This is a genomic window from Arthrobacter sp. zg-Y40 (assembly GCF_020731535.1).
In the GTDB taxonomy this organism is placed as follows: domain Bacteria; phylum Actinomycetota; class Actinomycetes; order Actinomycetales; family Micrococcaceae; genus Arthrobacter_B.
The window spans coordinates 104,398-128,111 of the sequence record NZ_JAJFZS010000011.1 but is presented as its reverse complement, the minus strand read 5'-3'; the positions used below and the strand labels follow the sequence as shown (position 1 = coordinate 128,111).

Annotated in this window: 25 protein-coding genes; 13 read left to right on the top strand and 12 right to left on the bottom strand. The window is 66.0% G+C overall.

The window, feature by feature from the left end; all coding sequences use genetic code 11:
• Window positions 1–149 precede the first annotated feature (149 nt).
• Entirely contained in the window at window positions 150–419 is a 270-nt protein-coding gene (locus LJ754_RS12085) for an Atu4866 domain-containing protein (protein WP_227926774.1), read from the top strand.
• A 9-nt stretch (window positions 420–428) separates the two neighbouring features.
• On the opposite strand, the gene LJ754_RS12080 is transcribed toward LJ754_RS12085, so the two are convergent.
• The 5 genes from LJ754_RS12080 to LJ754_RS12060 form a co-directional block, all read right to left on the bottom strand.
• On the bottom strand, window positions 429–845 hold the full coding sequence (locus LJ754_RS12080) for a VOC family protein (RefSeq protein ID WP_227926773.1): 417 nt from the start codon (window positions 843–845) through the stop codon (window positions 429–431).
• 110 nt (window positions 846–955) lie between these two features.
• Window positions 956–2,131 carry a multiple monosaccharide ABC transporter permease gene (gene mmsB, locus LJ754_RS12075; RefSeq protein ID WP_227926900.1) on the bottom strand — a complete coding sequence of 392 codons (1,176 nt, stop codon included), beginning with the start codon at window positions 2,129–2,131 and terminating at the stop codon, window positions 956–958.
• 23 nt (window positions 2,132–2,154) lie between these two features.
• Window positions 2,155–3,717: a multiple monosaccharide ABC transporter ATP-binding protein gene (gene mmsA / locus LJ754_RS12070; protein WP_227926772.1), complete on the bottom strand. Its 1,563-nt coding sequence runs from the start codon at window positions 3,715–3,717 to the stop codon at window positions 2,155–2,157.
• A 122-nt stretch (window positions 3,718–3,839) separates the two neighbouring features.
• A complete protein-coding gene (gene chvE, locus LJ754_RS12065) occupies window positions 3,840–4,961 on the bottom strand; it encodes a multiple monosaccharide ABC transporter substrate-binding protein (RefSeq protein ID WP_227926771.1) in 1,122 nt (373 codons plus the stop codon).
• Window positions 4,962–5,209: 248 nt separating this feature from the next.
• A complete protein-coding gene (locus LJ754_RS12060; protein ID WP_227926770.1) occupies window positions 5,210–5,602 on the bottom strand; it encodes a hypothetical protein in 393 nt (130 codons plus the stop codon).
• A gap of 351 nt (window positions 5,603–5,953) precedes the next feature.
• On the opposite strand from LJ754_RS12060, the gene LJ754_RS12055 reads away from it, so the two are divergent.
• A complete protein-coding gene (locus LJ754_RS12055; protein ID WP_227926769.1) occupies window positions 5,954–7,078 on the top strand; it encodes a thermonuclease family protein in 1,125 nt (374 codons plus the stop codon).
• A gap of 56 nt (window positions 7,079–7,134) precedes the next feature.
• Here the strand turns inward: LJ754_RS12055 and LJ754_RS12050 are convergent, their stop codons facing one another.
• Window positions 7,135–7,656: a hypothetical protein gene (locus LJ754_RS12050; RefSeq protein WP_227926768.1), complete on the bottom strand. Its 522-nt coding sequence runs from the start codon at window positions 7,654–7,656 to the stop codon at window positions 7,135–7,137.
• A gap of 50 nt (window positions 7,657–7,706) precedes the next feature.
• Window positions 7,707–8,126: a hypothetical protein gene (locus LJ754_RS12045; protein WP_227926767.1), complete on the bottom strand. Its 420-nt coding sequence runs from the start codon at window positions 8,124–8,126 to the stop codon at window positions 7,707–7,709.
• Between the two features lie 366 nt (window positions 8,127–8,492).
• On the opposite strand from LJ754_RS12045, the gene LJ754_RS12040 reads away from it, so the two are divergent.
• From LJ754_RS12040 to LJ754_RS12025, 4 genes are all read left to right on the top strand, one after another.
• Window positions 8,493–9,251 (top strand): LamB/YcsF family protein, encoded by a 759-nt coding sequence (locus LJ754_RS12040; protein ID WP_227926766.1) that lies wholly within the window; start codon window positions 8,493–8,495, stop codon window positions 9,249–9,251.
• Window positions 9,248–11,092 carry a carboxyltransferase domain-containing protein gene (locus LJ754_RS12035; protein WP_227926765.1) on the top strand — a complete coding sequence of 615 codons (1,845 nt, stop codon included), beginning with the start codon at window positions 9,248–9,250 and terminating at the stop codon, window positions 11,090–11,092. The genes LJ754_RS12040 and LJ754_RS12035 overlap by 4 nt, the downstream gene beginning before the upstream one ends.
• Window positions 11,089–12,828 (top strand): acetyl/propionyl/methylcrotonyl-CoA carboxylase subunit alpha, encoded by a 1,740-nt coding sequence (locus tag LJ754_RS12030; protein WP_227926764.1) that lies wholly within the window; start codon window positions 11,089–11,091, stop codon window positions 12,826–12,828. Before LJ754_RS12035 ends, LJ754_RS12030 begins: the two co-directional genes overlap by 4 nt.
• Before the next feature lie 91 nt (window positions 12,829–12,919).
• Window positions 12,920–13,582, top strand: coding sequence for a GntR family transcriptional regulator (locus LJ754_RS12025; protein WP_227926763.1), 663 nt, complete (start codon window positions 12,920–12,922; stop codon window positions 13,580–13,582).
• Between the two features lie 22 nt (window positions 13,583–13,604).
• On the opposite strand, the gene LJ754_RS12020 is transcribed toward LJ754_RS12025, so the two are convergent.
• From LJ754_RS12020 to LJ754_RS12010, 3 genes are all read right to left on the bottom strand, one after another.
• Complete coding sequence (locus LJ754_RS12020; RefSeq protein ID WP_227926762.1) at window positions 13,605–14,429, bottom strand: putative hydro-lyase; 825 nt, start codon at window positions 14,427–14,429, stop codon at window positions 13,605–13,607.
• 33 nt (window positions 14,430–14,462) lie between these two features.
• Window positions 14,463–15,680: an NRAMP family divalent metal transporter gene (locus tag LJ754_RS12015; RefSeq protein WP_227926761.1), complete on the bottom strand. Its 1,218-nt coding sequence runs from the start codon at window positions 15,678–15,680 to the stop codon at window positions 14,463–14,465.
• 134 nt (window positions 15,681–15,814) lie between these two features.
• Complete coding sequence (locus LJ754_RS12010; protein ID WP_227926760.1) at window positions 15,815–17,080, bottom strand: NRAMP family divalent metal transporter; 1,266 nt, start codon at window positions 17,078–17,080, stop codon at window positions 15,815–15,817.
• Between the two features lie 473 nt (window positions 17,081–17,553).
• Here LJ754_RS12010 and LJ754_RS12005 point away from each other — a divergent pair, with 473 nt between their 5' ends.
• Entirely contained in the window at window positions 17,554–17,985 is a 432-nt protein-coding gene (locus tag LJ754_RS12005; protein WP_227926759.1) for an excalibur calcium-binding domain-containing protein, read from the top strand.
• Window positions 17,986–17,991: 6 nt separating this feature from the next.
• The gene (locus LJ754_RS12000; protein ID WP_227926758.1) at window positions 17,992–18,669 is read left to right on the top strand and encodes a class F sortase; all 678 of its coding nucleotides are present in this window, start codon (window positions 17,992–17,994) and stop codon (window positions 18,667–18,669) included.
• A 48-nt stretch (window positions 18,670–18,717) separates the two neighbouring features.
• Here LJ754_RS12000 and LJ754_RS11995 read toward each other — a convergent pair whose 3' ends face one another.
• On the bottom strand, window positions 18,718–19,644 hold the full coding sequence (locus LJ754_RS11995; protein ID WP_227926757.1) for an MBL fold metallo-hydrolase: 927 nt from the start codon (window positions 19,642–19,644) through the stop codon (window positions 18,718–18,720).
• Between the two features lie 72 nt (window positions 19,645–19,716).
• Complete coding sequence (locus LJ754_RS11990; protein ID WP_227926756.1) at window positions 19,717–19,977, bottom strand: hypothetical protein; 261 nt, start codon at window positions 19,975–19,977, stop codon at window positions 19,717–19,719.
• 354 nt (window positions 19,978–20,331) lie between these two features.
• On the opposite strand from LJ754_RS11990, the gene LJ754_RS11985 reads away from it, so the two are divergent.
• From LJ754_RS11985 to LJ754_RS11965, 5 genes are all read left to right on the top strand, one after another.
• Complete coding sequence (locus LJ754_RS11985; RefSeq protein ID WP_227926899.1) at window positions 20,332–20,709, top strand: ArsR/SmtB family transcription factor; 378 nt, start codon at window positions 20,332–20,334, stop codon at window positions 20,707–20,709.
• Window positions 20,706–21,212, top strand: a complete 507-nt coding sequence (locus LJ754_RS11980) for an SRPBCC family protein (RefSeq protein WP_227913443.1) — start codon at window positions 20,706–20,708, stop codon at window positions 21,210–21,212. The genes LJ754_RS11985 and LJ754_RS11980 overlap by 4 nt, the downstream gene beginning before the upstream one ends.
• Window positions 21,212–21,703: an SRPBCC family protein gene (locus LJ754_RS11975; protein WP_227926755.1), complete on the top strand. Its 492-nt coding sequence runs from the start codon at window positions 21,212–21,214 to the stop codon at window positions 21,701–21,703. The genes LJ754_RS11980 and LJ754_RS11975 overlap by 1 nt, the downstream gene beginning before the upstream one ends.
• 2 nt (window positions 21,704–21,705) lie before the next feature.
• Window positions 21,706–22,140 carry a VOC family protein gene (locus LJ754_RS11970; RefSeq protein ID WP_227926754.1) on the top strand — a complete coding sequence of 145 codons (435 nt, stop codon included), beginning with the start codon at window positions 21,706–21,708 and terminating at the stop codon, window positions 22,138–22,140.
• Window positions 22,141–22,319: 179 nt separating this feature from the next.
• Complete coding sequence (locus LJ754_RS11965; protein ID WP_227926898.1) at window positions 22,320–23,705, top strand: amino acid permease; 1,386 nt, start codon at window positions 22,320–22,322, stop codon at window positions 23,703–23,705.
• Window positions 23,706–23,714 lie beyond the last annotated feature (9 nt).

Below are 23,714 nucleotides of genomic sequence, written 5' to 3'. Positions count from 1 at the left end.
CAGCCTATCGATTGGTGTGGAGGGTGGGTGAAGCGCACCCACGCTCGACGACGGGATTCTGCCTAGGCTCGACACCAAGACTGCCGGGATCTACCCCGATCGATCCGCAGTCCCAACGCTTCCCGGCACGAACACTAGGAGAACTACGCATGGCAACGCACGGCAGCAAGACCCAGGACCTCGACGTCGTCGGCATGTGGGTGACCGCGGACGGCTACATCCGGCAGGAACTGCTGCCCAACGGACGCTACGACGAGGCACGCGGCGACCGGGCCAGTGCCTACACCGGCAGCTACACGGTCACCGGAGCCCACCTGGACTACCGGGACGACACCGGTTTCACCGCAACGGGCGACATCCGCGACGGCGTCCTCTACCACGAGCACCTCGTGCTCTACCGGGAGACTCCGGTCCAGTAAGAGCCGGCCCTAGGAGTCCTGCCCCTCGATGCTGATCATCCAGCTCGTCCCGAACCGGTCCGTCAGCATCCCGAACAGGTCACCCCACGGCGCTCTCTCCAGCGGCAGGTCCATCTGGCCGCCGGCGAGCAGCCGATCCCAGTAGCCGCGCAGCTCGTCCGCGTCGTTGCCGCTGAGCGAGATGGAGTAGCTGCTGCCCTCGTTCAGGTTCATGCCCGACGGCGTGTCCGAGGCCATCAGCACAAATCCGTTGTCCGTGGTCAGGGCGGAGTGCATGATCTTGTTCCCCTCGGCGGGGTCCTCGGCCATGTTCATGTCGGCGAACGTGCTGGATTCCAGTGTTCCGCCGAACACGCTCTGGTAAAAGTCCATCGCCTCCCGGGCGTTGTCCCGGAAGCTGAGGTAGGGATTCATCTGGCTGGGCATAGCTGTCTCCTTGTGGGGGTTCCTTACGGGCGTTCCTTACGGTGGTTCCTCGCGCGGACAGTACCCCGCCAGATTAGGCCTCCCGCACCGCCGGCGAAAAGGGCAAAAACCTACCGCGCCTTCCGCCGGCTGAACCCGAAGGCCACCGCGGCCAGCAGTACCAGGCCCTTGATCACCTGCTGCCAGGCGGCGTCCACGGACAGGATGGACAGGCCCTGGTTCAGCACGCCCATCACCAGGGCGCCGATCACGGCCCCGACCACGGTGCCCACGCCGCCCTGCACCGACGCTCCGCCAATGAACACGGCGGCAATCGCGTCCAGCTCGAACCCGCCGCCGGCCGATGCCACGGCACCGCCGGCCCGGGCGGTGCTGACCACTGCGGCCAGCCCGGCCAGGAACCCCATGTTCACGAACACAAAGAAGTTCACCCACTGGGTTTTCACCCCGGACATCATGGCAGCGTTCAGGTTCCCGCCCATCGCGTAGACGTGACGGCCGAACACCGTGCGGTTCAGCAGGAACGAATAGGCAAGCACCAGCACGGCCAGGATGACTACGATGATCGGCATGCCGCGGCTGTAGGCCAGCAGGTAGCAGAGGTACATGATCGCCACCACGGCGAGCGCGATCTTGAAGATGAAGGACCCGTTGCGTTCGCGCGGCAGGTCCAGCCGGCTCAGGTCCGCCCGGCCCCGCAGCTGCTGCACCACCAGCGCCACGCACGCGAGCGCCCCGATGCCCAGCGTCACCAGGTCCGGGGTCCCGGTGGACGGCAGCGTGCCGCTGCTGATTGCCGTATACGGGCGGGGCAGGCCGCTGATGGTGCCGCCGGTGAGCAGGATCAGGGCCGTGCCGCGGAACACCAGCATCCCGGCCAAGGTGACGATGAACGCCGGGATCCCGACAAACGCCACCCAGAACCCCTGCCACGCACCGATCACGGCGCCGACAACGAGGGAGAGCAGCACCGCCGCCCACCAGGGCATCCCCCAGTTGTTCATGGCCAGCGCGGCAATGGCCCCGACCGTGGCCACCACCGACCCCACGGACAGGTCGATGTGCCCGGCGATAATGACAATCACCATGCCGATGGCCAGGATCAGCACATACGCGTTCTGCTGGAACAGGTTGCTGACGTTGCCCGGGTACAGCAGCCGGCCGCCGGTGAGGATCTGGAACAGCAGGATGATCACGGCCAGCGCGCCGAGGATGCCGTACGCGCGCAGGTCCACCCGGCGTCGTTTCTTGCCGGTCTTTCCGGGCTTGGGCGGCAGCGGGGCCATGGCCTGCTCTGGAGTTGTGGTGGTCACGAGGCTTGTGCTCCTTGGGTCCGGTCAGCTTGGGTCCGGTCGGCGGTCATGTGGCGCATCAGTTCCTCCTGCGTGGCCTTGGCCCGCGGCACTTCGGCGGTAAGCCGGCCCTCGGCAATGGTGTAGATGCGGTCCGCGAGCCCGATCAGTTCGGGCAGTTCACTGGAAATGACAATTACTGCCTTGCCCTGCGCCGCCATTTCGTTGATGATTCCGTAGATTTCATACTTGGCGCCGACGTCGATCCCCCGGGTCGGCTCGTCCAGGATCAGCACTTCCGGCCCGGAGTAGATCCACTTGCTCAGCACCACCTTCTGCTGGTTGCCGCCGGAAAGGTTCTCCACCAGGGAGGAGACGCTGGGGGTACGGATGTTCATCCGTTTGCGGTAGTCATCGGCCACCCCGTATTCGCGGTTCCGGTCGATGATGCCCAGCCGGGCCAGTTTGCCCAGCGCCGCTGCGGACACGTTCACCGTGACGCTGCCGATCAGGTTCAGCCCGTACCGCTTCCGGTCCTCGCTGACGTACGCGATGCCGTGGCCGATCGCCTCGTCCACCGTACGGGTGCGGATTTCGACGCCGTCCTTGAAGACCCGCCCGGAAATGCCGCTGCCGTAGGAGCGGCCGAAAATACTCATCGCCAGTTCGGTCCGGCCTGCTCCCATCAGCCCGGCAAACCCGACAATCTCCCCCGCCCGCACGTTGAAGGACGCCCGGTCCACCACCACCCGGTCCACGTCGATGGGGTGGTGCACGGTCCAGTCCTCCACCCGGAACTTCTCCTCCCCGATCCGGGGTTCGCGTTCCGGGAACTGGTGGTCCAGCGGCCGGCCCACCATGGCCCGGATAATCCGGGTCTCAATTTCGTCGCTGTCCTGAACCTCAAAGGTTTCAATGGTCTTACCGTCCCGGATCACGGTGACGATGTCCGCGATGGACCGGATTTCCTTGAGCTTGTGGGAAATGATGATCGAGGTGATGCCGGTGTCGCGCAGCTGCCGGATCAGGCCGAGCAGGTGTGCGGAGTCGTCGTCGTTCAGGGCGGCGGTGGGCTCGTCCAGGATCAGGATCTTCACTTCCTTGGACAACGCCTTGGCTATTTCCACCAGCTGCTGCTTGCCCACACCCAGTTCCACGATCTTGGTGGCCGGATTTTCCTCCAGACCCACCCGCCGCAGCAGCTTGGCAGCCTCCATATTGGTTTTGTTCCAGTCGATCACTCCCCCACGCGCCACTTCGTTGCCCAGGAAAATGTTCTCCGCGATGGAGAGGTACGGGCTCAGCGCCAGCTCCTGGTGGATGATCACAATGCCGTCATGCTCGGAGTCGTTGATCGAGCCATAGCTGACCGGCCGGCCCTCCAGCGTGATGGTCCCGTCAAAGCTGCCGTGCGGGTACACCCCGCTGAGCACCTTCATCAGGGTGGATTTCCCGGCACCGTTTTCGCCGCAGATCGCGTGCACACCGCCGCGTTCCACGTCCACGGAGACACCGTCGAGCGCCCGGACCCCGCTGAATTCCTTCACAATGCCGTCCATTTGCAGGATGACGTCACTCATACGCGTTCTCGCTATCGCTTACGCGGGCCAGGGGGTACGACGACGGCGGGAGGCGGCCGCCGTCGTCGTGCCCCTGGTCCTGGCCGGAGGAGGGACGGGATCAGTCCGGAGAGGACGCCGGATCAGAGGCCGGCGTCGGAAGCGGACATGAATTCGGAGTCCACCAGTTCCTCCTGGACCGTGTCTTTGGTGACGACCACCGGTTCCAGGATGTAGGTGGGGACCACTTTCACCCCGTTGTCGTAAGTTTCGGTGTCGTTGACCTCCACCTCGTTACCGGCCACGATCGCGTCCACCATGGTTTCCACCTGGGTGCCGAGTTCGCGGGTGTCCTTCCAGACGGTCATTGACTGGCGGTCCCCCTGCATGGCCTGGACGTTGGCGACGTCGGCGTCCTGGCCGGTGATCACCGGCCAGTCCGTTCCCGGTTCGTAGCCGGCGGCGTCCAGGGAGGATTCGATGCCCAGGGCCAGGCTGTCATTCGGGGAGAGGACCACGTCAACCTTCTTGTCCCCCGTATAGAAGGACTGCAGCCGGTTGTCCATTTCCGCCTGCGCATCCGCGGACTTCCAGCCGAGGATACCGATGGACGTCCAGTCCTCGTTGCTGGCCGGGGACTTGCCGGAGGGAACCACCAGCTGCCCGCTTTCAACGTACGGCAGCAACACGTCCCAGGCGCCGGCGAAGAAGAACGCCGCATTGTTGTCATCCGGGCTGCCGGCAAACGGTTCGAGGTTGTAGGGGCCTTCGCCGTCGGCCAGGCCCAGCTGCTCCTCGATGAACTCGCCCTGCAGCTGGCCCACCTTGTAGTTGTCGAAGGTGGCGTAGTAGTCCACCGCGTCAGTGCCGTTGATCAGACGGTCGTACGCGATCACCTGGATGTCCTGGGACTTGGCGTCCTCGAGGGTGGGGCCGAGGACCTCGCCGTCGATGGCCGCGACCACCAGGATCTCCGCGCCGCCGGCAATCTGGTTCTGGATCTGGCTGATCTGCTGGTCGGTTTTGTCATCGGCGTACTGCAGATCCACGGTGCAGTCCTTGGCCTCGAGTTTTTCCTTCAGGCCCTCGCCGTCATTGATCCAGCGTTCCAGGCTCCGGGTGGGCATAGAGATGCCGACGTTGCAGGAAGCGGCCTCACCCTCCCCCTCCCCGTCTCCCGAAGTTCCCGCCGGGGCACACGCGGCCATGCCGCTGGCAAGACCGAAAGCGAGGAGGATAGCCGAGACATTTTCGATTCTGCTCATGCTGAAACCTTCGAAAAGGACCCTGCTGACGGAATTCGGGTACCCGGCACCTAGGAAACACGGCGGAGGGGACCCGGCTGGCCCGGCGGCTGGATCGAGCGGATACAACGCTGTAACGCCCGTTGAGGGCCGAGGCCGTCAACTTATTTGTAGGCGCAGACAACATATCCACCCTGCGGCGGTTACGACAAGAGAAATTGAGCAGATACCTACTCGAACTGAGCAGATTACCTACCGGTTTACTTGCACTACTCCCCGGCGGGACGTCCCCGCACTGCCGACCACGCGCCGTCGAGCACAGTGTCTCCCACTGGTTCCCAGTCATTGGTCTCGAACAGGGACGCCACGGTGTCCCGGTTCAGGTCCGGGGCCACGCCGTCCACCTCTGCGGTGGGATAGCACACCCAGAGCACGCCGCCCGGCTCCACCGACGCCGCCGCGGTGGCCAGTTCGTGGGCCAGGTCCGCCGCCGTGGAAACGAACAGGACAACGACGTCGGCCGGGAACCGTCCGCTGTCCTCGGCCAGGAACGCGGTGGCAGGCACAAACGCGGACAGCTCGGGGCGGCCGTGCGCACCGTAGACGGTAACGCGGGCGCCGTCGGCAATGGCGAAGGGCGAGGCGGATGATTCGGATGACATGTGGGGCTCCTGCATGAGACTGACGGTGGCGCGTCGGCACGGGGAATTCCACAACGGGTTCTTCAGCTGAACTCCCCCGAGCCGGCTTTTGCCCATTCTTTCAGGTTTGAACGGCCGACTGTGTGCACGGGCGCCGGTGAGTGGCCACAATCTCTTTTGGAAGCGTTCTACTGAGCAGCTCCCGGGCTTCCCCGGGCCCGCTCCCCATCTACTGAGCAGCTCCCGGGCTTCCCCGGGCGCCAATAGCCCGTTATGTGCTCAGTCGGTGCCGTGCACCTCCGGCCCTACTGCTACCCCCTCGACGGTTTGTGCCGATAGTTCTACCGGTTATTTCTATAGATGGGGAACATTTTGTATCGCACTACCGTCGGAGTTCACTGCTCCGCACTGAAAAGAAAGGCGGCTGCCGTCGCGGCAGCCGCCGTCGTAGTTCTGGCAGGATCCTCCTGCTCCGCTCCGGCTGCTGCCGACGCAGCACCGGAGCCTCGCGACGAAGCGACTGTGGTCCGGGTGATCGACGGTGACACCCTGGTGGTTGACCTCGACAACGAGGACGTCACGGTTCGGCTGCTGAACGTGGACACCCCCGAGACCAAGGACCCCAACGAGCCCGTGCAGTGCCTGGGCCCGGAGGCCACGGAGTTCCTGAAGAAGGCACTTCCGGCCGGCAGCACCGTGGAACTGGAGTACGACGTCGAGCGCGAGGACCGCTACGGACGCACCCTTGCCGGGGTGTATGACGCCAAGGACCGGCTGATGAACGCCGAAGTGGCGCGGGCGGGCCTGGGCTTCCCGGTGACCTTCGGGAAGAACGTTAAGTTCCGGCCGCCGGTGGATGAGGCGTATCAGGAGGCCCGGGAGAACAAGGTTGGCCTGTACAGCACCACTGTTGGATGCACGGTGCCCGCCATGGTCGGCGCCGCGGAGCAGGCGGTGGCCCAGGCTGCCGCTGCCGGCACCGGTTCCACTGCGGATGAGGCTGCCGCGGCCGTCGCCGTCGTGTACGCGCTGGTTCGGACCGTGGATGAAGCGGCGGACGCCGTGGAAGCCGCACTCAAGACCGGGGACAACCTGATGTGGAAGGCACTGACCGAGGCGGAACGCACCGCACTGAAGGCGCGGTCTGCTGCGGCCAAGTCCACCATCCATACCCGGCATGACCAGCTCGTCACCCTGCAGGATCAACGGCAGGCCGCCGAAGACGAGGCAGCACGTGTAGCGGCGGAAGCCGAAGCGCAGCGGGTTGCCGCTGAGGCCGCGCAGGCTGCCCAGGCCGAAGCGGACCGGGTTGCGGCCGAGCAGGCCGAGGCCAACCGCGTTGCCGCGGCCCAGGCGGAAGCGAACCGCCAGGCCGAGGCCAACCGCCAGACCCAGCAGTATGTTGCGCCGGCCCCGCCGGTGCAGAGCAACCCGTATGCCGGTTACACCGGTCCGCGTTGCTACGCGCCCGGCGGCAAGTCCTGGCGTCCCTGCTAAACGGGTTCTGCAACAGCAACGGCTGCCGCTCGCTCGGCAGCCGTTGCTGTTGCGGGCTAGGGCGCGGTGCGGGAAACACCCTCCTGCATGGACGGATGGCTGGAGCACTCTCCGTACAGAGTCACGGCCCGGTGGCTCGGACTGGTGGCATAGTCAATCGTCAGCCCGTTCGCGCCCTGGCCGACGGCATTCCAGGCCACCCCCTCCGGATATGACGAATCCCCGAGGACGCCGCTGATCTCCATGCCCCGCCCCTCCATGTACCGGATCATTGCATCCCGATCAGCTTCAAAGTCCTCCGTCCCCGGTCCAAGGAGCTGGAGCGTTATCTGACGCGGTGAATCCTTCCAGTTTTCACTGTCGCACGGCCTCGGGATCAGGGCCTTGTCCGGTTCCGGGGGCCATGCATACCCGTATTCAGACGTCCATCCCGTGGTTGCTCCGGTGACGGCCAGGATCTCGTCCATCTGGGCTACGAACTGGTCGTACGACTCCCGGGACGTTTTGTCGGCGGAACCGGCAGGAGCATCCTCCAGCCCTTGGGCGCCAATTCCGCAGCCGGCAAGCCCGCCCGACACGACGGACAGAGCACACACCATCATCACTAGCCGCCGGGAAATCCGCATGGCTAGGGCGTGTCCCCGGAGACCTTATTCTGCATGGACGGGTGGCTGGAGCACTCCCCGTACAGGCTTATCACCCGTGACTGGGAGCTCGTGCCGTAAGTAATCTCCAAGCCGTTTTCACCGAGGCCGGAAGCATCCCAGGACACACCGTCGGGATAGGAAGGGTCACCGAAGAGACCACTGACCGTCAGCCCCTTGTCCTCCATATACTGGATTATGGCGGCGCGGTCCGTCTGCGGGTCCTCCGTTCCCGGTCCGATCACCGTCAGCTGCAGCCGCTGCGGCGAGTCCTCCCAGTTCTCGGTATCACAGGCCCGCGGCACCAGGACGATATCCAGGTCAGAGTCCCACGGCTTGCCGAATTCAGTGGTCCAGCCCGTGGTCTCACCTGTCACGGCCAGGATTTCCTCCAGCTGAACCACAAACTCGTCGTACGCCTGCCGGGAGGTTTTGTTCGTAGACGCTTGCGACGAATGGTTTGTGCCCTCTGCCGGATCTGCGGCATCGCCCGCGCCCGCGCAACCGCAGAGGACCGCCACCAAAAACGCAACAAGCGCAGCTGCCCGTACTTTCAGCCTGTCAGCTGGCACAGCCATATCATTCACAACTTCCCCCTTGTCGCGGACAGCCTATGGCATGTGCTGATCGCCGGACATGGGCAGAAGTACCCATGCACCGCCGGAACTTCGGAGCCCTGACCCACGACATTCACACTGATTGTTGAACAATCCGACGTGACGGGGCACACTGTAGGAACACCATTGCACCACCGAGCGGGAGGCAGAACCATGACCGTCATTGATCTGAACAGCGACGTGGGCGAGTCATTCGGCAACTGGACCATGGGCGACGACGCCGCCGTCTTCGAATCCGTCTCCAGCGCCAACGTGGCCTGCGGTTTCCACGCCGGTGATCCCTCCACCATTGCGCAGACCTGCCGCGACGCCGTCGCCGCCGGCGTCACCATCGGCGCGCACCCCGCCTACCGGGACCTGGCCGGTTTCGGCCGGCGCTTCCTGGACTGCTCCTACACGGAACTGTTCGACGACGTGCTGTACCAGCTCGGCGCGCTGCAGGGCCTGGCCCGGGCGGCCGGTTCGGAAATCCGCTACGTGAAGCCGCACGGCGCGCTGTACAACACGATCGTGCGCCACGAGGTGCATGCCCGCGCAGTCATCGATGCCGTCCGCACCTTCGACAAAAACCTGCCCGTCCTGCTTCTGCCCGGAGCGGTTGCCCTGGACATCGCTGCCGACGCCGGCCTGCGCGGCGTGACCGAAGCCTTCGCCGACCGCAACTACAACCCGGACGGCACTCTCGTCTCGCGCCGCGAACCCAACGCGGTGATCCACGACGCCGGCCAGGTCACCAACAACATGGTCCGCCTGGCCACGGAGGGCATCATCACTGCCGTCGACGGCACCGAGATCCCGATGTCCGCCGAATCGATCTGCGTGCACGGCGACACCCCCGGCGCCGTGGCCATGGCCCGGGCAGTCCGCGCCGGACTCGAAGAGGCCGGCGTCACCATCCAGAGCTTCGTGTGAGTTCCCCCGTGGAGACGGACGCGGGAGGGCACATCCGCGGCATCCGTCCCGCCGGGACGAGGGCGCTGCTGGTTGAGCTTGGTTCGCTGGCCGACGTCGTCGCCCTCCACGCACAGCTGCAGTCCAGTCCGCTGCCCGGGCAAGTGGATGCGCTGGCCGCTGCCGGGACCGTGCTGGTCCGGTTCGACGGCCGCCGGGAAACGGTCGCCGCTGCCGCACTTTTGGAGAACCTGGACTTCTCCCACGCCGAGCTGCCGGACGCGCGCACGGTCACCATCGAAACGGTGTACGACGGCGCGGACCTGGCCGAGGTGGCGCAGCTCACCGGCCTCTCCGAAGAGGCTGTGGTCAACGCCCATACCGGCACACCGTGGACCGGCGGCTTCGGCGGTTTCGCCCCCGGCTTCACCTATCTGGTGGGCGGCGACCCTGCCTTGAACGTCCCCCGCCGCACTTCGCCCCGCAAAGCCGTGCCCACGGGCTCTGTGGCCCTGGCCGGGGACTATTCAGCGATCTACCCCCGCACTTCTCCCGGCGGCTGGCAACTGATCGGCCATACCAACGCCCTTTTATGGGACCTCTCCCGCCCAAACCCTGCTCTCATCCGCCCTGGCGACCAGGTAATTTTCCATCCCGTCCGGGAATTGATCACCACTAAGAACGCTCAGACGGACGGGGTCGAGTCACCTCACGGAACTCGGCTGACTGCGGAATCCGTATCCCCAGCCCGGTCGGGGCTGGAAAGTCCCGTGAGTCCCGCATCGCCGAGTGAGGAACGAACGAGGTGTCTAAGGGACGATGGGACTTTCCCGCCCGCGCAAGGTGACGATGAACCCACCCAAGGCGACCAAACAACGCTCGAGGTCAGAGCCCCCGGCCTCCAGTCCCTGATCCAAGACCTGGGCCGCCCCGGTTATGCGGACCTTGGCGTCTCCATAGCCGGTGCCGCGGATACCCGTTCCGCCCGGCAGGCGAACCGGCTGGTCGGCAATCCGGCCGACGCTGCCGTGATCGAGAACCTTCTCGGCGGCCTGGAGTTGACCGCCCGCGGGGACACCGTCCTGGCCCTGTCCGGGGCGCAGGTTCCGGCCGCCGTCGTTTCCCCCGGCGGCGAGCGGGACCGGCCCGCACCGCTGGATACCCCCTTTGCCCTGCTGGACGGGGAAACCCTGACCCTGGGCACCCCGTTCCGCGGTGTCCGCTCCTACGTTGCCGTCCGCGGCGGCGTGGCCGTGGACCCGGTGCTGGGCAGCCGGAGCACCGACACGATGAGTGGCATCGGCCCGGCACCGCTCGAGGCCGGCGTGGTTCTGCCCGTCGGCGCGGTCTCCGGCGCAGCACCGGTGGGCACCGCTGAACCCTCTTCCCTGCCGACAGGCACCACGCCCGGTAGCCTGGGCGACGGCGGCACCCCCACCCTGCTGCGGGTCACGGCCGGTCCCCGGCAGGACTGGTTCGGCCCCGACGCCGCAGCCGCCCTGACCGGACATACCTGGCTCACCACCAACGAGTCCAACCGGATCGGTGTGCGGCTGGCCGCCGACCCGCAGGACCCGGACGCCGCCCCGCTGGAACGCATCCGGGACGGGGAACTGCCCAGCGAAGGCGTGGTGGCCGGCTCCCTGCAGGTCCCGCCGTCGGGCCTGCCCGTCCTGTTCCTGGCCGACCACCCGGTCACCGGCGGCTACCCGGTGATCGCCGTCGTCGTGCCGCAGGACCTGCCCGTGGCCGCCCAGCTGCCGCCCGGGCACCCGGTGCGCTTTGTTTTCTCGAACCCCGACACCCTGGCCCCGCTGTCCGCAGAGGAAACCGCCGGGCTGTTCACGGAAGGAACCCCATGAAGAAGGTCCTCATAGCCAACCGCGGCGAGATTGCCGTGCGCGTGGCCCGTGCTTGCTCCGACGCCGGCATCAGCTCCGCCGCCGTGTACTCGGACCCCGACGCCGACGCCCTGCACGTCCGCATCGCGGACGAGGCCTATCCGCTGCACGGCTCCGCCAGCACGGACACCTACCTGAACATCCCGAAGCTGATCGACGCTGCCCGGCGGGCCGGCGCGGATGCCGTGCACCCCGGCTACGGGTTCCTGTCCGAGAACGCGGACTTCGCGCAGGCGGTGCTCGACGCCGGGCTGACCTGGATCGGTCCCTCCCCGCAGGCCATCCGCGACCTGGGCAACAAGGTCACTGCCCGCGAGATCGCTGTCCGCGCCGGTGCCCCGCTGGTGCCCGGAACGCAGGGCCCGGCCCAAAGTGCCGAAGAGGTCCGTGCCTTCGCCGAGGAACACGGGCTGCCGGTGGCCATCAAGGCGGCGTTCGGCGGCGGCGGCCGCGGCATGAAGATTGCCCGTCGGCTCGAAGATGTGGAGGACGCGTTCGAATCGGCGGTGCGCGAAGCAGTGTCCGCCTTCGGCCGCGGTGAATGCTTCGCCGAACGGTTCCTGGATAAGCCCCGGCACGTGGAGGCCCAGGTGCTGGCCGACACGCATGGCAACGTCGTCGTCGTCGGCACCCGGGACTGCTCGCTGCAGCGCCGCAACCAGAAACTCGTCGAGGAAGCCCCCGCCCCGTTCCTCACCGATGAGCAGCGGGCCACCATCCATGCCTCCGCCAAAGCCATCTGCCGCGAAGCCGGCTACACCGGTGCCGGCACCGTGGAATACCTCGTCTCCCCGGACGGGTTGATCAGCTTCCTGGAAGTGAACACCCGGCTGCAGGTGGAGCACCCCGTCACCGAGGAAACCGCCGGCGTCGACCTGGTCCGCGAACAGTTCCGCATTGCTGACGGGCTGCCGCTGTCCAACACCTCCGACCCGGCGCCGCACGGGCACGCGTTCGAATTCCGGCTCAACGCCGAGGATCCGGCCCGCGGGTTCCTGCCCGGCCCCGGCCCGGTGGAGGCCTTCGAACCACCCACCGGCCCCGGCATCCGGATGGACTCCGGCGTGCGGTCCGGGTCCGTAGTGCCGGCCGAATATGACTCGCTGATGGCGAAGCTGATTGTGTGGGGCGAGGACCGGCCGCAGGCGCTGCGCCGGGCCCGCGCGGCCCTGGATGAGCTGGTGATCCGCGGGGTGCCTACCGTGGTGCCGTTCCACCGGGCCGTGGTCCGCTCGGAGGCCTTCACCCGGGAGGACGCCCTGGGCGTGTACACCACGTGGATCGAGTCCGAATTCGCCGAACCGCTGGCCGCGTCACCGCAAATCGCCGCCTCGCTGCCCGGCGCCGAACGCGAAACGCTGACCATCGACGTCGACGGCAAGGCTGTGGCCCTGGGCGTGCCCGCCGCGCTGCTGAACGCGCTGCGCGCCGGCGGCGGCACTGCTGCTGCGCCTGCCGGCGGTGCCGGCGCGGCGGTGGACGAGGCTGTGCTCGCCTCGCCGATGGCCGGGAACCTGGTGAAATGGACGGCCGACGACGGCGCGCAGCTGGCCGAAGGTGATCCGGTCGCCGTGCTGGAGGCGATGAAGATGGAAACCACCCTCCGCGCCCACCGGGCCGGCACCTTCGCGCAGGGTGCCGCCGAACCGGGCACCGCCGTCGGACGCGGTGACGCCCTGGGCGAGATCCGCCCCTAAAAGCTCCGGAGGATCGGCCGTCCCCCAGCGGCCGGTTCTCCGGGTTCCACCTCAGGCGGCGGCACCGCCGCCGTACGGCTAGATTAGGGAGATGCCTGTGAACCTGGGGGAAGCCACCGAGCGAGCCGACCACGCCAACACCACGGTGTGGGTGGCCGATGTGCTGCGCAGCAGCATTGCTGCCGGAGAACTGCTGCCCGGCACCAAGCTCTCCGAACAGCAGTTGGCCGCGTCGCTGCAGGTCTCCCGCAATACGCTGCGCGAGGCGTTCACCATGCTCAGCATTGAAGGCGCCGTCACCCGGTATCCGAACCGGGGCGTGTTTGTCGCCGCCCCCGGCGCGGACGCAGTTCGGGAAATCTACCGGGTGCGGCGGATGCTGGAACCCTCGGCTGTCCTGTGGGGGCCGGAACTGGACCTGGACCGGCTCGACGCCGTGATCGCCCGGGCACGGGGAGCGAAGGAGCGCGGGGCGGTAGGCGAAATGGCGGCCGCCAACCAGGCCTTCCATCAGGCACTTGTGGCAATGTCGGGCAGCGAGCAGCTGCAGCAGGTCATGGGCCGGGTGCTGGCCGAAATGCGCCTGGTCTTCCACGCCATGAGCAGCCAGCCGGACTTCCACTCCTCCTACGTGGAGCAAAACGCCCGGCTGGTGGAACTGCTCCGCGCAGGCAAACGCGCCAAGGCCGCGAAGGTGCTGCAGGCCTACTTGGATGGCGCCGAGGCCGAGCTGCTGGCACACATGCACCCGTAGGTGCAGCGGGCTCAGGGAACAGCTAGGGCACCAGGTACGAGCTGTCCCGGGCGTCCGTGATGAGCATGTGGCCGGGTGCGTGGCCGATGGCCAGCGAGGGCCTGGATTCCATCACGGCGGCCTGCGGGGTGACGCCGCAGGCCCAAAAGACCGGAACGTAGCCTTCGGCAATCTCCACCGGATCCCCGAAGTCCGGCCGGCCCAGGTCCGCAATGCCAATCTCGGCCGGGTTGCCCACGTGGACCGGAGCGCCGTGCACCGCCGGGTAGCGGGAGGTGATCCGCACGGCGTCGGCCACCTGCGAGGCCGGCACGGGCCGCATCGAGACCACCAGCGGTCCGGACATGGACCCGGCCGGTTCGCAGCGGACCGAGGTGCGGTACATCGGCACGTTGGTGCCCTGGTCGATGTGAGCCACCCGGATCCCGCCCTCCTGCAGGGCCGCTTCGAAGGTGAAGCTGCAGCCGACAATGAAGGTCACCAGGTCATCGCGCCAGTACCCGGTGATATCGGTGGGTTCGGCAACCTTCACACCGTTTTCGTAGACCGTGTAGCGGGGGACATCGGTGCGGATGTCGCCGCCGGCGAGCAGCGGGCCGGCGGTTTCACCGGCGTCGAGCACGCCCAGGAGAGGGCAGGACTTCGGGTTGCGCTGGGCAAAGAGCAGGACGTCGAAGGCCTGTTCCTTGGGCACGATGATGAGGTTGGCCTGGGCGTAGCCGCCGGACCAACCCGCCGTCGGGGTGACCAGTCCGTTCCGGAACAGTGCCCGGGCTTCCGCCGGGGCCAGGCCGGCGGGGTGCGGAGGTACGGCGGGCGGGGTGGTGATGCCGGTGGGAGTCTCCACTGCCTATTGTCCTTTCCGAAAGTCCGGGTCCGGCTACTGCCAGAGCTTGGCGAGTCCGGACAGGGAATTCCAGCCCAGGAACAGCGTCAGCGCCCAGGCCAGCACGCCGATGATCAGCAACCACTTGGGGTAGACGTATCCCTGCAGCAGGTCACGGCGCCGCCATGCTGCCCAGAGCAGGATGCCGAAGCCCAGCGGCAGGATCAACCCGTTGAACGCGCCGGCGAAGACCAGCAGGGTCTGCGGGGCCTGGCCCAGCAGGAGGTAGACGGCGGTGCAGAAGGCGATGAAGCCCACCGTAATCCAGCTGCGCGTGCGGTCCTTGGTGGCCGGCGTCGTCACGAAGGACACCGAGGTGTAGGCCGCGCCGATCACCGAGGTCAGGGCCGCAGCCCAGAAGACAATGCCGAACATCCGCAGCCCGATTTCCCCGGCGGCGTGCCGGAAGGCGTCGGCGGCCAGGTTGTCGCCGGCCAGGGTGACTCCGCCGGCGACGACGCCCAGGATGGCCAGGAACAGCAGTGCGCGCATGATGCCGGTGACAATGATGCCCAGCAGCGAGACCTTGGTGATGTCCTTCACGTAGCCGGGGCCGGTGGTGCCGGAGTCGAGCAGCCGGTGTGCCCCGGCGTAGGTGATGTACCCGCCCACGGTTCCGCCGATCAGGGTGGTGATGGTCAGGAAGTCCACCTGCGCGGGCAGCACTGTGTTCTTCAGTGCCTCCCCCACCGGCGGTGCGGCGCTGACGGCTACGTAGAGCATCAGCAGGATCATCACCGCGCCCAGGGCCACAACAATCCGGTCCAGGGCGAGGCCTGCCTTTTTGGACAGGAAGATGAAAATGGCGACGGCGGCGGAAATGGCTCCGCCAATTTTGGTATCCAGCCCCAGCATGGCGTTCAGGCCCAGGCCGGTGCCGGCGATGTTGCCGATGTTGAACACCAGTCCGCCGATAAAGACGAGCCCGGCAAGGACCCAGCCGGCGCCGGGAAGGACCTTGTTGCCCAGGGTCTGGGCGCGCAGGCCGGAAACCCCGATGATCCGCCAGACGTTCAGCTGGACGGCTATGTCCACCAGGATTGAAACGAGGATGGCGAAGGCAAAGGCCGCGCCGAGCTGGACGGTGAAGACCGTGGTCTGGGTAATGAAGCCTGGTCCGATGGCACTGGTGGCCATCAGGAACATGGCACCGAGCAGTGCGGTGCGCTTGGCGTTGGGCCGGACCTTTGCCTTGGTGGCCGTGCTGTCCATGCTGGTTCCGATCGCTGGAAGGTGTGGGGTGGGCCACAAGGGCTTCCAGCAGTCTAAAGGTTGTTCAACAATCCGCAAGCGTTTTGTTGAACGATCCAGGGATTGTTAACACGGGGTTTACACGTCGGTTGCGCCTAGGCCCAAAGGTCGATCAGCCCCGCGAGCGAGTTCCAGCCCAGATACAGGGTCAGCAGCCAGGCCAGCACCCCGGCAATCAGCAGCCAGCGCGGGTACCGGTAGCCGGCAAGCAGATCGCTGCGCCGCCAAGCAGCCCACAGCAGGATGGCGACGCCCAGCGGCAGGATGAGCCCGTTGAAGGCCCCGGCAAACACCAGGAGCGTCTGCGGCGGTTGTCCGGCGAGCAGGTAGGCGGCCGTGCAGACAGCGATGAAGGCTACCGTGAGCAGGTTCCGTGTCCGGGTGCTGGTGGTGAGCTTGGTGATGAAGGAAACCGAGGTATAGGACGCACCAATGACCGAGGTCAGCGCCGCGGCCCAGAACACGACGCCAAACAGGCGGATCCCGATCTCGCCGGCCGCCACCCGGAAGGCGTCCGCAGCGAGGTTGCTGCCGGTCAGCACTGCACCGCCGGCCACCACGCCCAGGACGGCAAGGAACAGCAGCACGCGCATCACGCCGGTGACGATCACGCCCAGCAGTGCGGCGCGGGTGATGGGGCGGATGTTCTCCAGCCCCGAGTTGCCCGAGTCCACCATGCGGTGCGCCCCGGCGTAGGTGATATAGCCGCCCACCGTGCCGCCGATCAGGGTCGTGATCGCCAGGAAATCCACGGTGTCCGGCAGCACCGTGTTCTTCAGGGCGCTGCCCACCGGTGGTCCGGCGATGACGGCCACGTAGAGCATTAGTGCGATCATCACCGCGCCGAGGACCACCACCACCCGGTCCAGCGCCAGGCCTGCCCGTTTGGACAGGAAAATCAGGATGGCCAGCACGGCCGAGACCGCCGCTCCGATCCGGGGTTCCAGCCCCAGCATGGCGTTCAGGCCCAGCCCCGTCCCGGCCACGTTGCCGATGTTGAACACCAGTCCGCCGACAAACACCAGGGCGGCCAGTACCCAGCCGGCCCCCGGCAGGACCTTGTTCCCCAGCACCTGGGCCCGCAGGCCGGAAATGCCGATGATTCGCCACACGTTCAGCTGGACGCAAATGTCCACCAGGATCGAGACCAGGATGGCGAAGGCGAACGCCGCACCCAGCTGGACCGTAAAGACCGTGGTCTGCGTGATGAAGCCCGGGCCGATGGCACTGGTGGCCATAAGGAACATGGCCCCCAGGATGGCGGCCCGCTTCGGGTCCGCCGGTTTCCGCCCCCGCTTACCCCCGGAGCGTGCCGACGCTCCCGCGGCTGGCGGATCATTGGGGGTAACCTGCTCATCCATGGCCTGTCCGTTCCACGGGGGTGCGTTTCCGCCGCCAGTGTACGGCGGCCGGTTGAAGGGCAGGAAGAGCTATTCCGCCCCGGGCACCGCAGTGCCGGAATGTTCCACCCGTCCGTAGGTCGGCTCTCCCGCAAGGCCGCCCTTCCGGCCAGAAAGCAGCACCGGCCGGGGTACCTTGACCGCCGCCCGTTGCCGCCAGGCGGATTCAACCGCCTCGCGGATGCCGGTCCGGACGGCGGGACCGTGTCCGAGAAGGAGCAGGCAGCCGGCTCCACCCGCCTTTGTTTGGCTCCCCTAAGGGTAGTTCTTGATCACCAAACTGTTCACTCATCTCCTAAAGGATGAGGAGTTGCCATACGATAATGCGACATTTAACTGATAGGAAATCTGCCCCGTTCGGCCAGTTAGCAAAACACCCTACCTATATATAGACTCTCCCCACTATTAACGTTCGATACTCATTGGGGGATCTCATGAAGAAGACAGCAGCAGGCTTTGCTTTCGCGGCAGTAATTGGAATTTCAGCTATGTCGGCTACGCCGGCAATGGCGCTCACACCGACTGGCCAGTTCGAGAACTGCTCCGAGGCGGCGGCGAGTGGTGTTTACAATATCCCTGCTAGCGATCCGCGCTATGGTGCGCATCTGGACAGCGATCTCGACGGTTTCGGCTGCGAAAATGCCGACGCAGGTGCACCTGAAGCACCCGTTGCCGATCCGGCCGCACCCGTAGAAAACGTAGCGCCCGCCCCCCAGATCGTGCAGGTTCCGGTGGGCGCTCCCGCGACCGGCGCGTCACAGCAGACCAGCGATTCGACCGGCTTTCTCGTTGCAGGAGGCGCGCTCTTTGTCGCCGCAGCAGCCGCATCAGTAACGCTTGCCAAGCGCAAGTCCGCCGAGGCCTAAGTCTGTATGAGGCAGAACAGGGAGGTTCCAGTTATAGGCACTTCCCCCCGCGACCGCCGCAGAAACAAGGCAGTTTATGTGGCGGTCGCGTTCGCCCTGCTCACCGGGTGTGCAAACCCTGCAGTGCAGCCGGACACTGCTGCCGGTTCCTCTCCGTCAGCGACGGCGGCAAAGTCAGGCACAGCATCGGCTCCTGATGCTGTCCGAGAACTGCAGCCATCGGTGGCAGGCCGGCCTGCCTCTGTAGTTATTACGGAGATCGGCGTGGACTCTAGCCTTATCGACTTGGGCCTCAACCCTGACGGAACTATTGAAGTCCCGCCTACGGAACCCGGTTCCCCCGCAGGTTGGTATGTTGGTTCGCCCGTGCCGGGACAACTTGGGCCTTCCGTCCTACTTGGACACGTCAACGCCACGGACGGCGGCCCTGGCGTTTTTGCGCGTCTCAGAGAGTTAAGCGCTGGCGATGTAATAAGTGTCCGTCAGACAGACGGAAGTACAGCCGTTTTTAGTTTCGTCCGAGGCGAGCAGTACTCGAAGAGCAACTTTCCCAGCGACCTCGTCTATGGAAACACTGCCGGGCCAGAGCTCCGATTGATTACCTGCGACGGTTTCAATTCCGATTCCGGCGAATTCGAAGACAACTACGTTGTGTTCGCGGAGCTTGCCGACACCCTCGGATAGTAGGCGCAAGAAGCTAAACCGAAGTCTCATCATGGCGTTCGGTTGTTCCTATACCCCTACCTCCTTCAGGTAGGAGTCGCGCAATTTAATGACGGATGAGATTTCCGCGGCCAGTGTACGGCGGCGGAACACGGGCCAGGACCGGCCGGCCGGCTCCACCCGTCCGCAGGTTGGTTCCCCAGCCCAGCCGGAGCCCGGCCTAACCACGGGCTTAGCCCTGGCAACCCGTTGCCGCCGGGCGGCATTTGCCGCCTCGCGGATGCCGGTCCGGAGGGCGGGACCGTGTCCGGGCAGGAGCAGGCAGGCGTCCAGTCTCGAAAGGATCGCGAGCGCACTGTCCGCCCGCACGCCGTCGTGGTGGAACATGGGGTGCAGCAGCTGGGGACCGGTCCGGGCACTGATCGCGTGGCCGGTGACCAGTGCGTCGCCGGTGATCGCGGCCTTGGCCCGGGGCAGGTAAAAGGCGGTATGCCCGGGTGTGTGTCCCGGCGTCGGGACCGCGACCGGAGAGCCGGGCAGACCCGCCAGCAGCGCATCGTCCCAGGCCGCCGCCGACGGCACGGGGTGTCCTGCCGCTCCCCCGGACCGCAGCACGTGCACCGCCCAGCGGAAAACCCGGGGCTGCCAGGCCCGCCGCACTATCTGCAGCGGAGTCACGGAGAATTTCTCCTCGCCGCGCAGGTGGTTTAGTTCGCCGGAACTGCAGAGCACCGGGGCGCCGTAGTGCTGGGCGAAATGTGCTGCCGCGCCGGTGTGGTCAACGTGGGCGTGGGTGATGAGGACGGCGACGGCGTCGCCCGGCGCCAGGCCCGCGTCCCGGATGGAGGCCAGGACCAGCGGCAGGTCGCCGCGGTAGCCGCCGTCGACCAGGGTGAACTGCTTAGCCTCCCGCAGGATGATCCAGTTCGACGCCGGTCCCTGCACGAAGACGATCCCCGCCGCCGGTTCGGTAAGGGTGTACCCGGCTCGTTTCACGGTTCTCTCCTCTCCGGCATGCGCCACCACCCTAACCCGGGTGCTGCGCTCGCGACTCTCATGCTGCCGGAATCAGGCCATCATGGGGTTGGAAAACGCCAGGATCACCCACAATCCAAAAACGGTCATGAAAAGAAGGCCACCCAGCCAATCTGCACCCTTGCGGTGGAACCAAAGGAAGAGAACCCAGGAGACAACTAAGGCAACCGGCCAGGCCAGCGCCGCGGTTAGCAAGAGCCAGACCGGCCCGTTGGCTGCCTCCGAGTAATCAGTGGCAACGAAAAACATGAACAGGGCCGGAACGGCCGCGAGGAGATACAGCAGGTTGCCCACGATTAGCAGGCCCTTCATCCCTGCGTCCACCGGGTTTCCGGAGCCTGGACGGGCTGCGGGATCATCGCTGCCCCGCACTCGCTTTTGATCAGCCCTAGTGACCGAAAACCCCGGTCCGCTCGTTTCTTCGTGCCCGCTCGGATAATCCATGTCCCACCCCCGTTGAACGTTTCACGCCGGACAAGTATGCCGGCGCGGCCCACACTACCCGCCGCCCCATGTCCTTCAACGTTTTTCGCCAAAGCTCTTGATTGCTGTCCGGCCCGCGCGTAGCTTCGTAATCAACCGCAAGGTTGAACAACCGGCACCTTGATTACCAGCACCACTACGGACACACAGAAGCTGACCGAACGCATGGACCCACTTGGCGATGAAACCTCATCGGAGAACCTGGACCAGGCTTTCCTGGCCCTGGCAGACCCGATCCGGCGGCACATCATTGCCCGGCTTTCCAAGGGGCCGGCAACGGTCAATGAACTGGCGGAACCCTTCGAGATCTCCAAGCAGGCGGTTTCGAAGCACATCCAGGTCCTCGAGCATGCCGAGCTCGTCACGCGCAGCCGTGACGCGCAGCGCCGGCCCGTCCACCTGAACCCCGCACGGTTGGAGGCACTCACCGCCTGGATCGGCCAGTACCGGCTGGTCCGCGAGGAGCAGTTCCGCAGCCTTGATGCCGTGCTTCGCGCACAGGCCGCAGCGACAGGCGGCCCGCAGGCAAAGGATCCCCCATGACCAACGCACTGCAGCTCACCGTCCCCGACGGCGTTCCGTTCATCGATTTCAGCCGCGAGGTGGATTATCCCGTGGACCAGGTCTTCCGGGCCTACTCGGAGCCGGACCTACTGGTCCAGTGGCTGGGACCGCGCGGAATGAAAATGGACATCAACCACTACGACTTCCGCACCGGCGGCTCCTACAGCTACATCCACACCGGCCCGGACGGGGTGCCCTACGAATTCCGGGGCATCTTCCACACCGTGCGGGAAAACGAAGCCGCCATCCAGACCTTCGAGTTCTCCGGCTATCCGGACATCACCAGTCTGGAATTCATGACGCTTGAGGCGCTCGACGGCGACCGGACCCGGATCACGGCACATTCCGTCTATCCCTCCATGGAGGCACGGGACGGGATGGCCGCTTCCGGCATGGAAGCCGGAGTTGCGGAAGGCTTTGACCGGATGGACGAGCTCCTGGCCCAGCTGCAGCCGGAGGCGCTGCAGGGAAGGGGCGCATGATGAGCAACCCGTTGACGCTGAACGCGCCCGCCGGCGAGCCCGTTATGGACTTTTCCCGTGAGTTCGATTTCCCGGTAGGCACCGTCTTTAACGCCCATATCGATCCCGAGCTGTTTGCCCAGTGGATCGGGCCGAAGGACGTGGCCACGCGCATCGACCAGTTCGAACCGCGCACCGGCGGCGCGTACCGCTTTGTGCACTCGAGGGGCGAGGACGAGTACGCCTTCCGCGGCGTCTTCCACACGGTGCGCCAGGACGAGTTTGTGCTGCAGACCTTCGAGTTTGAGAGCACTCCGGAGGTGGTGACGCTTGAATACAGTACTTTCACGGCGCTGCCCGATGGCCGGTGCCGGCTCACCGGACGCTCGCTCTATCCGTCGGTGGAAGCCCGCGACGGCTTCCTGGACAACGGCATGGAAGAGGGCATGTCTGACGGTTATGACCAACTGGATGCCCTGCTCGCATCCGTCGGAACCGGAAGGCAGGCATAACCATGGACTGGACGCTGGAGTTGGTGGTTGTCCCGGTCAGTGACCAGGACCGGGCAATAGCGTTCTACCGCGACCAACTGGGCTTTAACCTGGACCACCAGACCTCAAACGACCAGATGAACTTCGCGCAGCTGACGCCGCCCGGCTCCGGCTGCTCGATCCTCGTGGGCGACGGTGCAGCCAGCCAAGGCATGGTGCCCGGGTCCCTTCGCGGCCTGCAACTGGTGGTCTCAGATGCGCAGGCTGCCCGTCAGGAACTGCTGGACCGCGGCGTCGAGGCGAGCGAGGTCACCGTCTTCGACGAGCGCGACGGCGGGACCTTCTTCGGCTTCGCGGATCCGGACGGCAACGCCTGGACCGTGCAGGAAATGAAGGTCCGCGCGGGTTCCCCGCTGATTCCGCCCGAGGCACGCATCAGCTACGGCACCGGCACCTAAATTCGGAGACCGCGCACCGGCACGTCCGCCAGCCTCGAAAACGGACGTGCCGGCGGCGGGCGTACCATGGATAGGCCGACTATTCGGCTGATCCCCCCAATCTCCAAGGTGCGTTTTCTTTGAAGTCCTCCTTTACCCAGGCCTTGGCCCGCGGGCTGAATGTCCGGCACATCCGCTTCATGGCGCTTGGTTCGGCCATCGGCACCGGCCTGTTCTACGGTTCGGCGTCCGCCATCCAGTCGGCCGGCCCGGCCGTGCTGCTGGCCTACATGATCGGCGGTGCCGCTGTGTTCTTGGTCATGCGCGCCCTCGGCGAGATGGCCGTTAGGCATCCGGTGTCCGGCTCCTTCGGCCACTACGCCAGCCGCTACCTGGGCCCGTTCGCCGGGTTCATCACCGGGTGGACGTTCGCCTTTGAAATGGCCATTGTCGCCATTGCAGATGTGACCGCGTTCGGCATTTACATGGGCTTCTGGTTCGAGGACGTGCCGCGGTGGATCTGGATCCTCGCGGTGGTGCTGCTGATCGCGGCACTGAACCTGATGCGGGTGAAGGTGTTCGGGGAAACCGAGTTCTGGCTATCCATCGTCAAGGTGGCGGCCATCATCGCGATGATTGTGGGCGGCGCGGCCATTGTGGTGTTCGGCTTCGGCCTGCCCGACGGCGCGAACCCGGGCTTTGAGACCATGCTCGGCTCGGGCGGGTTCTTCGCGAACGGATTCTGGGGCCTGCTGGCATCCTTCTCCATTGTGATGTTCGCCTTCGGCGGCATTGAAACCATCGGCATCACCGCCGGCGAGGCGGATAACCCCAAGAAGGCCATCCCCGCCGCAGTGAACACCGTGCCGGTGCGCATCCTGCTCTTCTATGTGTGCGCGCTGGGCATCCTGATGATGATCTTCCCCTGGCAGGACATCAACGGTGAAACAAGCCCGTTTGTGCAGATCTTCGACTCACTCGGCATCCCGGCCGCCGCGCACATCCTTAACGCCGTGGTGATCACGGCCGCAATCTCAGCCATCAACTCCGACATCTTCGGTGCCGGCCGCGTCCTTTACGGCCTCGCACAGGAGGGCCAGGCGCCGTCGTCGTTCGCCAAAATCTCCCGGAACGGCGTGCCGTGGATGACCGTGGCCACCATGGCCGTGGTGCTGCTGGCCGGTGTGGTGCTCAACGCGCTGCTGCCCGAGTCCCTGTTCACCATCATCGCCTCGATCGCCACGTTCGCCACCGTGTGGGTGTGGCTGATGATCCTGCTCTCGCACATCGCGATGAAGCGGGACATCAAGCGCCGGAGCCTGCCCGCCTCGGAATTCGGGGTGCCGTTGTGGCCGGTTGCTTCCTACGCCGCACTGGCCTTTATGGCCTTCATTGTGGTGCTGCTGGGCATCATCCCGGAGACCCGGGTGGCCCTTATTGTGGGCGCCGCCTGGATTGTGCTCCTGTTCGCTGCCTACCGGCTGTGGGTGCGCGGCGACGGGCTCAAGCGCGCCGAACTCGCGGATGAGACCGGGGTGCCCACGTCCACCACTCAGACCGAGGGCGCACTCACGGACCGGGCGTAACCGGCTCCG

What these genes read in the sequence shown, in the direction of transcription:
- LJ754_RS12085 (WP_227926774.1), top strand. Translation starts at nt 150, where the DNA reads ATGGCAACGCACGGCAGCAAGACCCAGGACCTCGACGTCGTCGGCATG.
- LJ754_RS12080 (WP_227926773.1), bottom strand. Translation starts at nt 845, where the DNA reads ATGCCCAGCCAGATGAATCCCTACCTCAGCTTCCGGGACAACGCCCGG.
- mmsB (WP_227926900.1), bottom strand. Translation starts at nt 2,131, where the DNA reads ATGGCCCCGCTGCCGCCCAAGCCCGGAAAGACCGGCAAGAAACGACGC.
- mmsA (WP_227926772.1), bottom strand. Translation starts at nt 3,717, where the DNA reads ATGAGTGACGTCATCCTGCAAATGGACGGCATTGTGAAGGAATTCAGC.
- chvE (WP_227926771.1), bottom strand. Translation starts at nt 4,961, where the DNA reads ATGAGCAGAATCGAAAATGTCTCGGCTATCCTCCTCGCTTTCGGTCTT.
- LJ754_RS12060 (WP_227926770.1), bottom strand. Translation starts at nt 5,602, where the DNA reads ATGTCATCCGAATCATCCGCCTCGCCCTTCGCCATTGCCGACGGCGCC.
- LJ754_RS12040 (WP_227926766.1), top strand. Translation starts at nt 8,493, where the DNA reads ATGACCGTCATTGATCTGAACAGCGACGTGGGCGAGTCATTCGGCAAC.
- LJ754_RS12030 (WP_227926764.1), top strand. Translation starts at nt 11,089, where the DNA reads ATGAAGAAGGTCCTCATAGCCAACCGCGGCGAGATTGCCGTGCGCGTG.
- LJ754_RS12025 (WP_227926763.1), top strand. Translation starts at nt 12,920, where the DNA reads ATGCCTGTGAACCTGGGGGAAGCCACCGAGCGAGCCGACCACGCCAAC.
- LJ754_RS12015 (WP_227926761.1), bottom strand. Translation starts at nt 15,680, where the DNA reads ATGGACAGCACGGCCACCAAGGCAAAGGTCCGGCCCAACGCCAAGCGC.
- LJ754_RS12010 (WP_227926760.1), bottom strand. Translation starts at nt 17,080, where the DNA reads ATGGATGAGCAGGTTACCCCCAATGATCCGCCAGCCGCGGGAGCGTCG.
- LJ754_RS12005 (WP_227926759.1), top strand. Translation starts at nt 17,554, where the DNA reads ATGAAGAAGACAGCAGCAGGCTTTGCTTTCGCGGCAGTAATTGGAATT.
- LJ754_RS12000 (WP_227926758.1), top strand. Translation starts at nt 17,992, where the DNA reads ATGAGGCAGAACAGGGAGGTTCCAGTTATAGGCACTTCCCCCCGCGAC.
- LJ754_RS11985 (WP_227926899.1), top strand. Translation starts at nt 20,332, where the DNA reads ATGGACCCACTTGGCGATGAAACCTCATCGGAGAACCTGGACCAGGCT.
- LJ754_RS11980 (WP_227913443.1), top strand. Translation starts at nt 20,706, where the DNA reads ATGACCAACGCACTGCAGCTCACCGTCCCCGACGGCGTTCCGTTCATC.
- LJ754_RS11975 (WP_227926755.1), top strand. Translation starts at nt 21,212, where the DNA reads ATGAGCAACCCGTTGACGCTGAACGCGCCCGCCGGCGAGCCCGTTATG.
- LJ754_RS11970 (WP_227926754.1), top strand. Translation starts at nt 21,706, where the DNA reads ATGGACTGGACGCTGGAGTTGGTGGTTGTCCCGGTCAGTGACCAGGAC.
- LJ754_RS11965 (WP_227926898.1), top strand. Translation starts at nt 22,320, where the DNA reads ATGGCGCTTGGTTCGGCCATCGGCACCGGCCTGTTCTACGGTTCGGCG.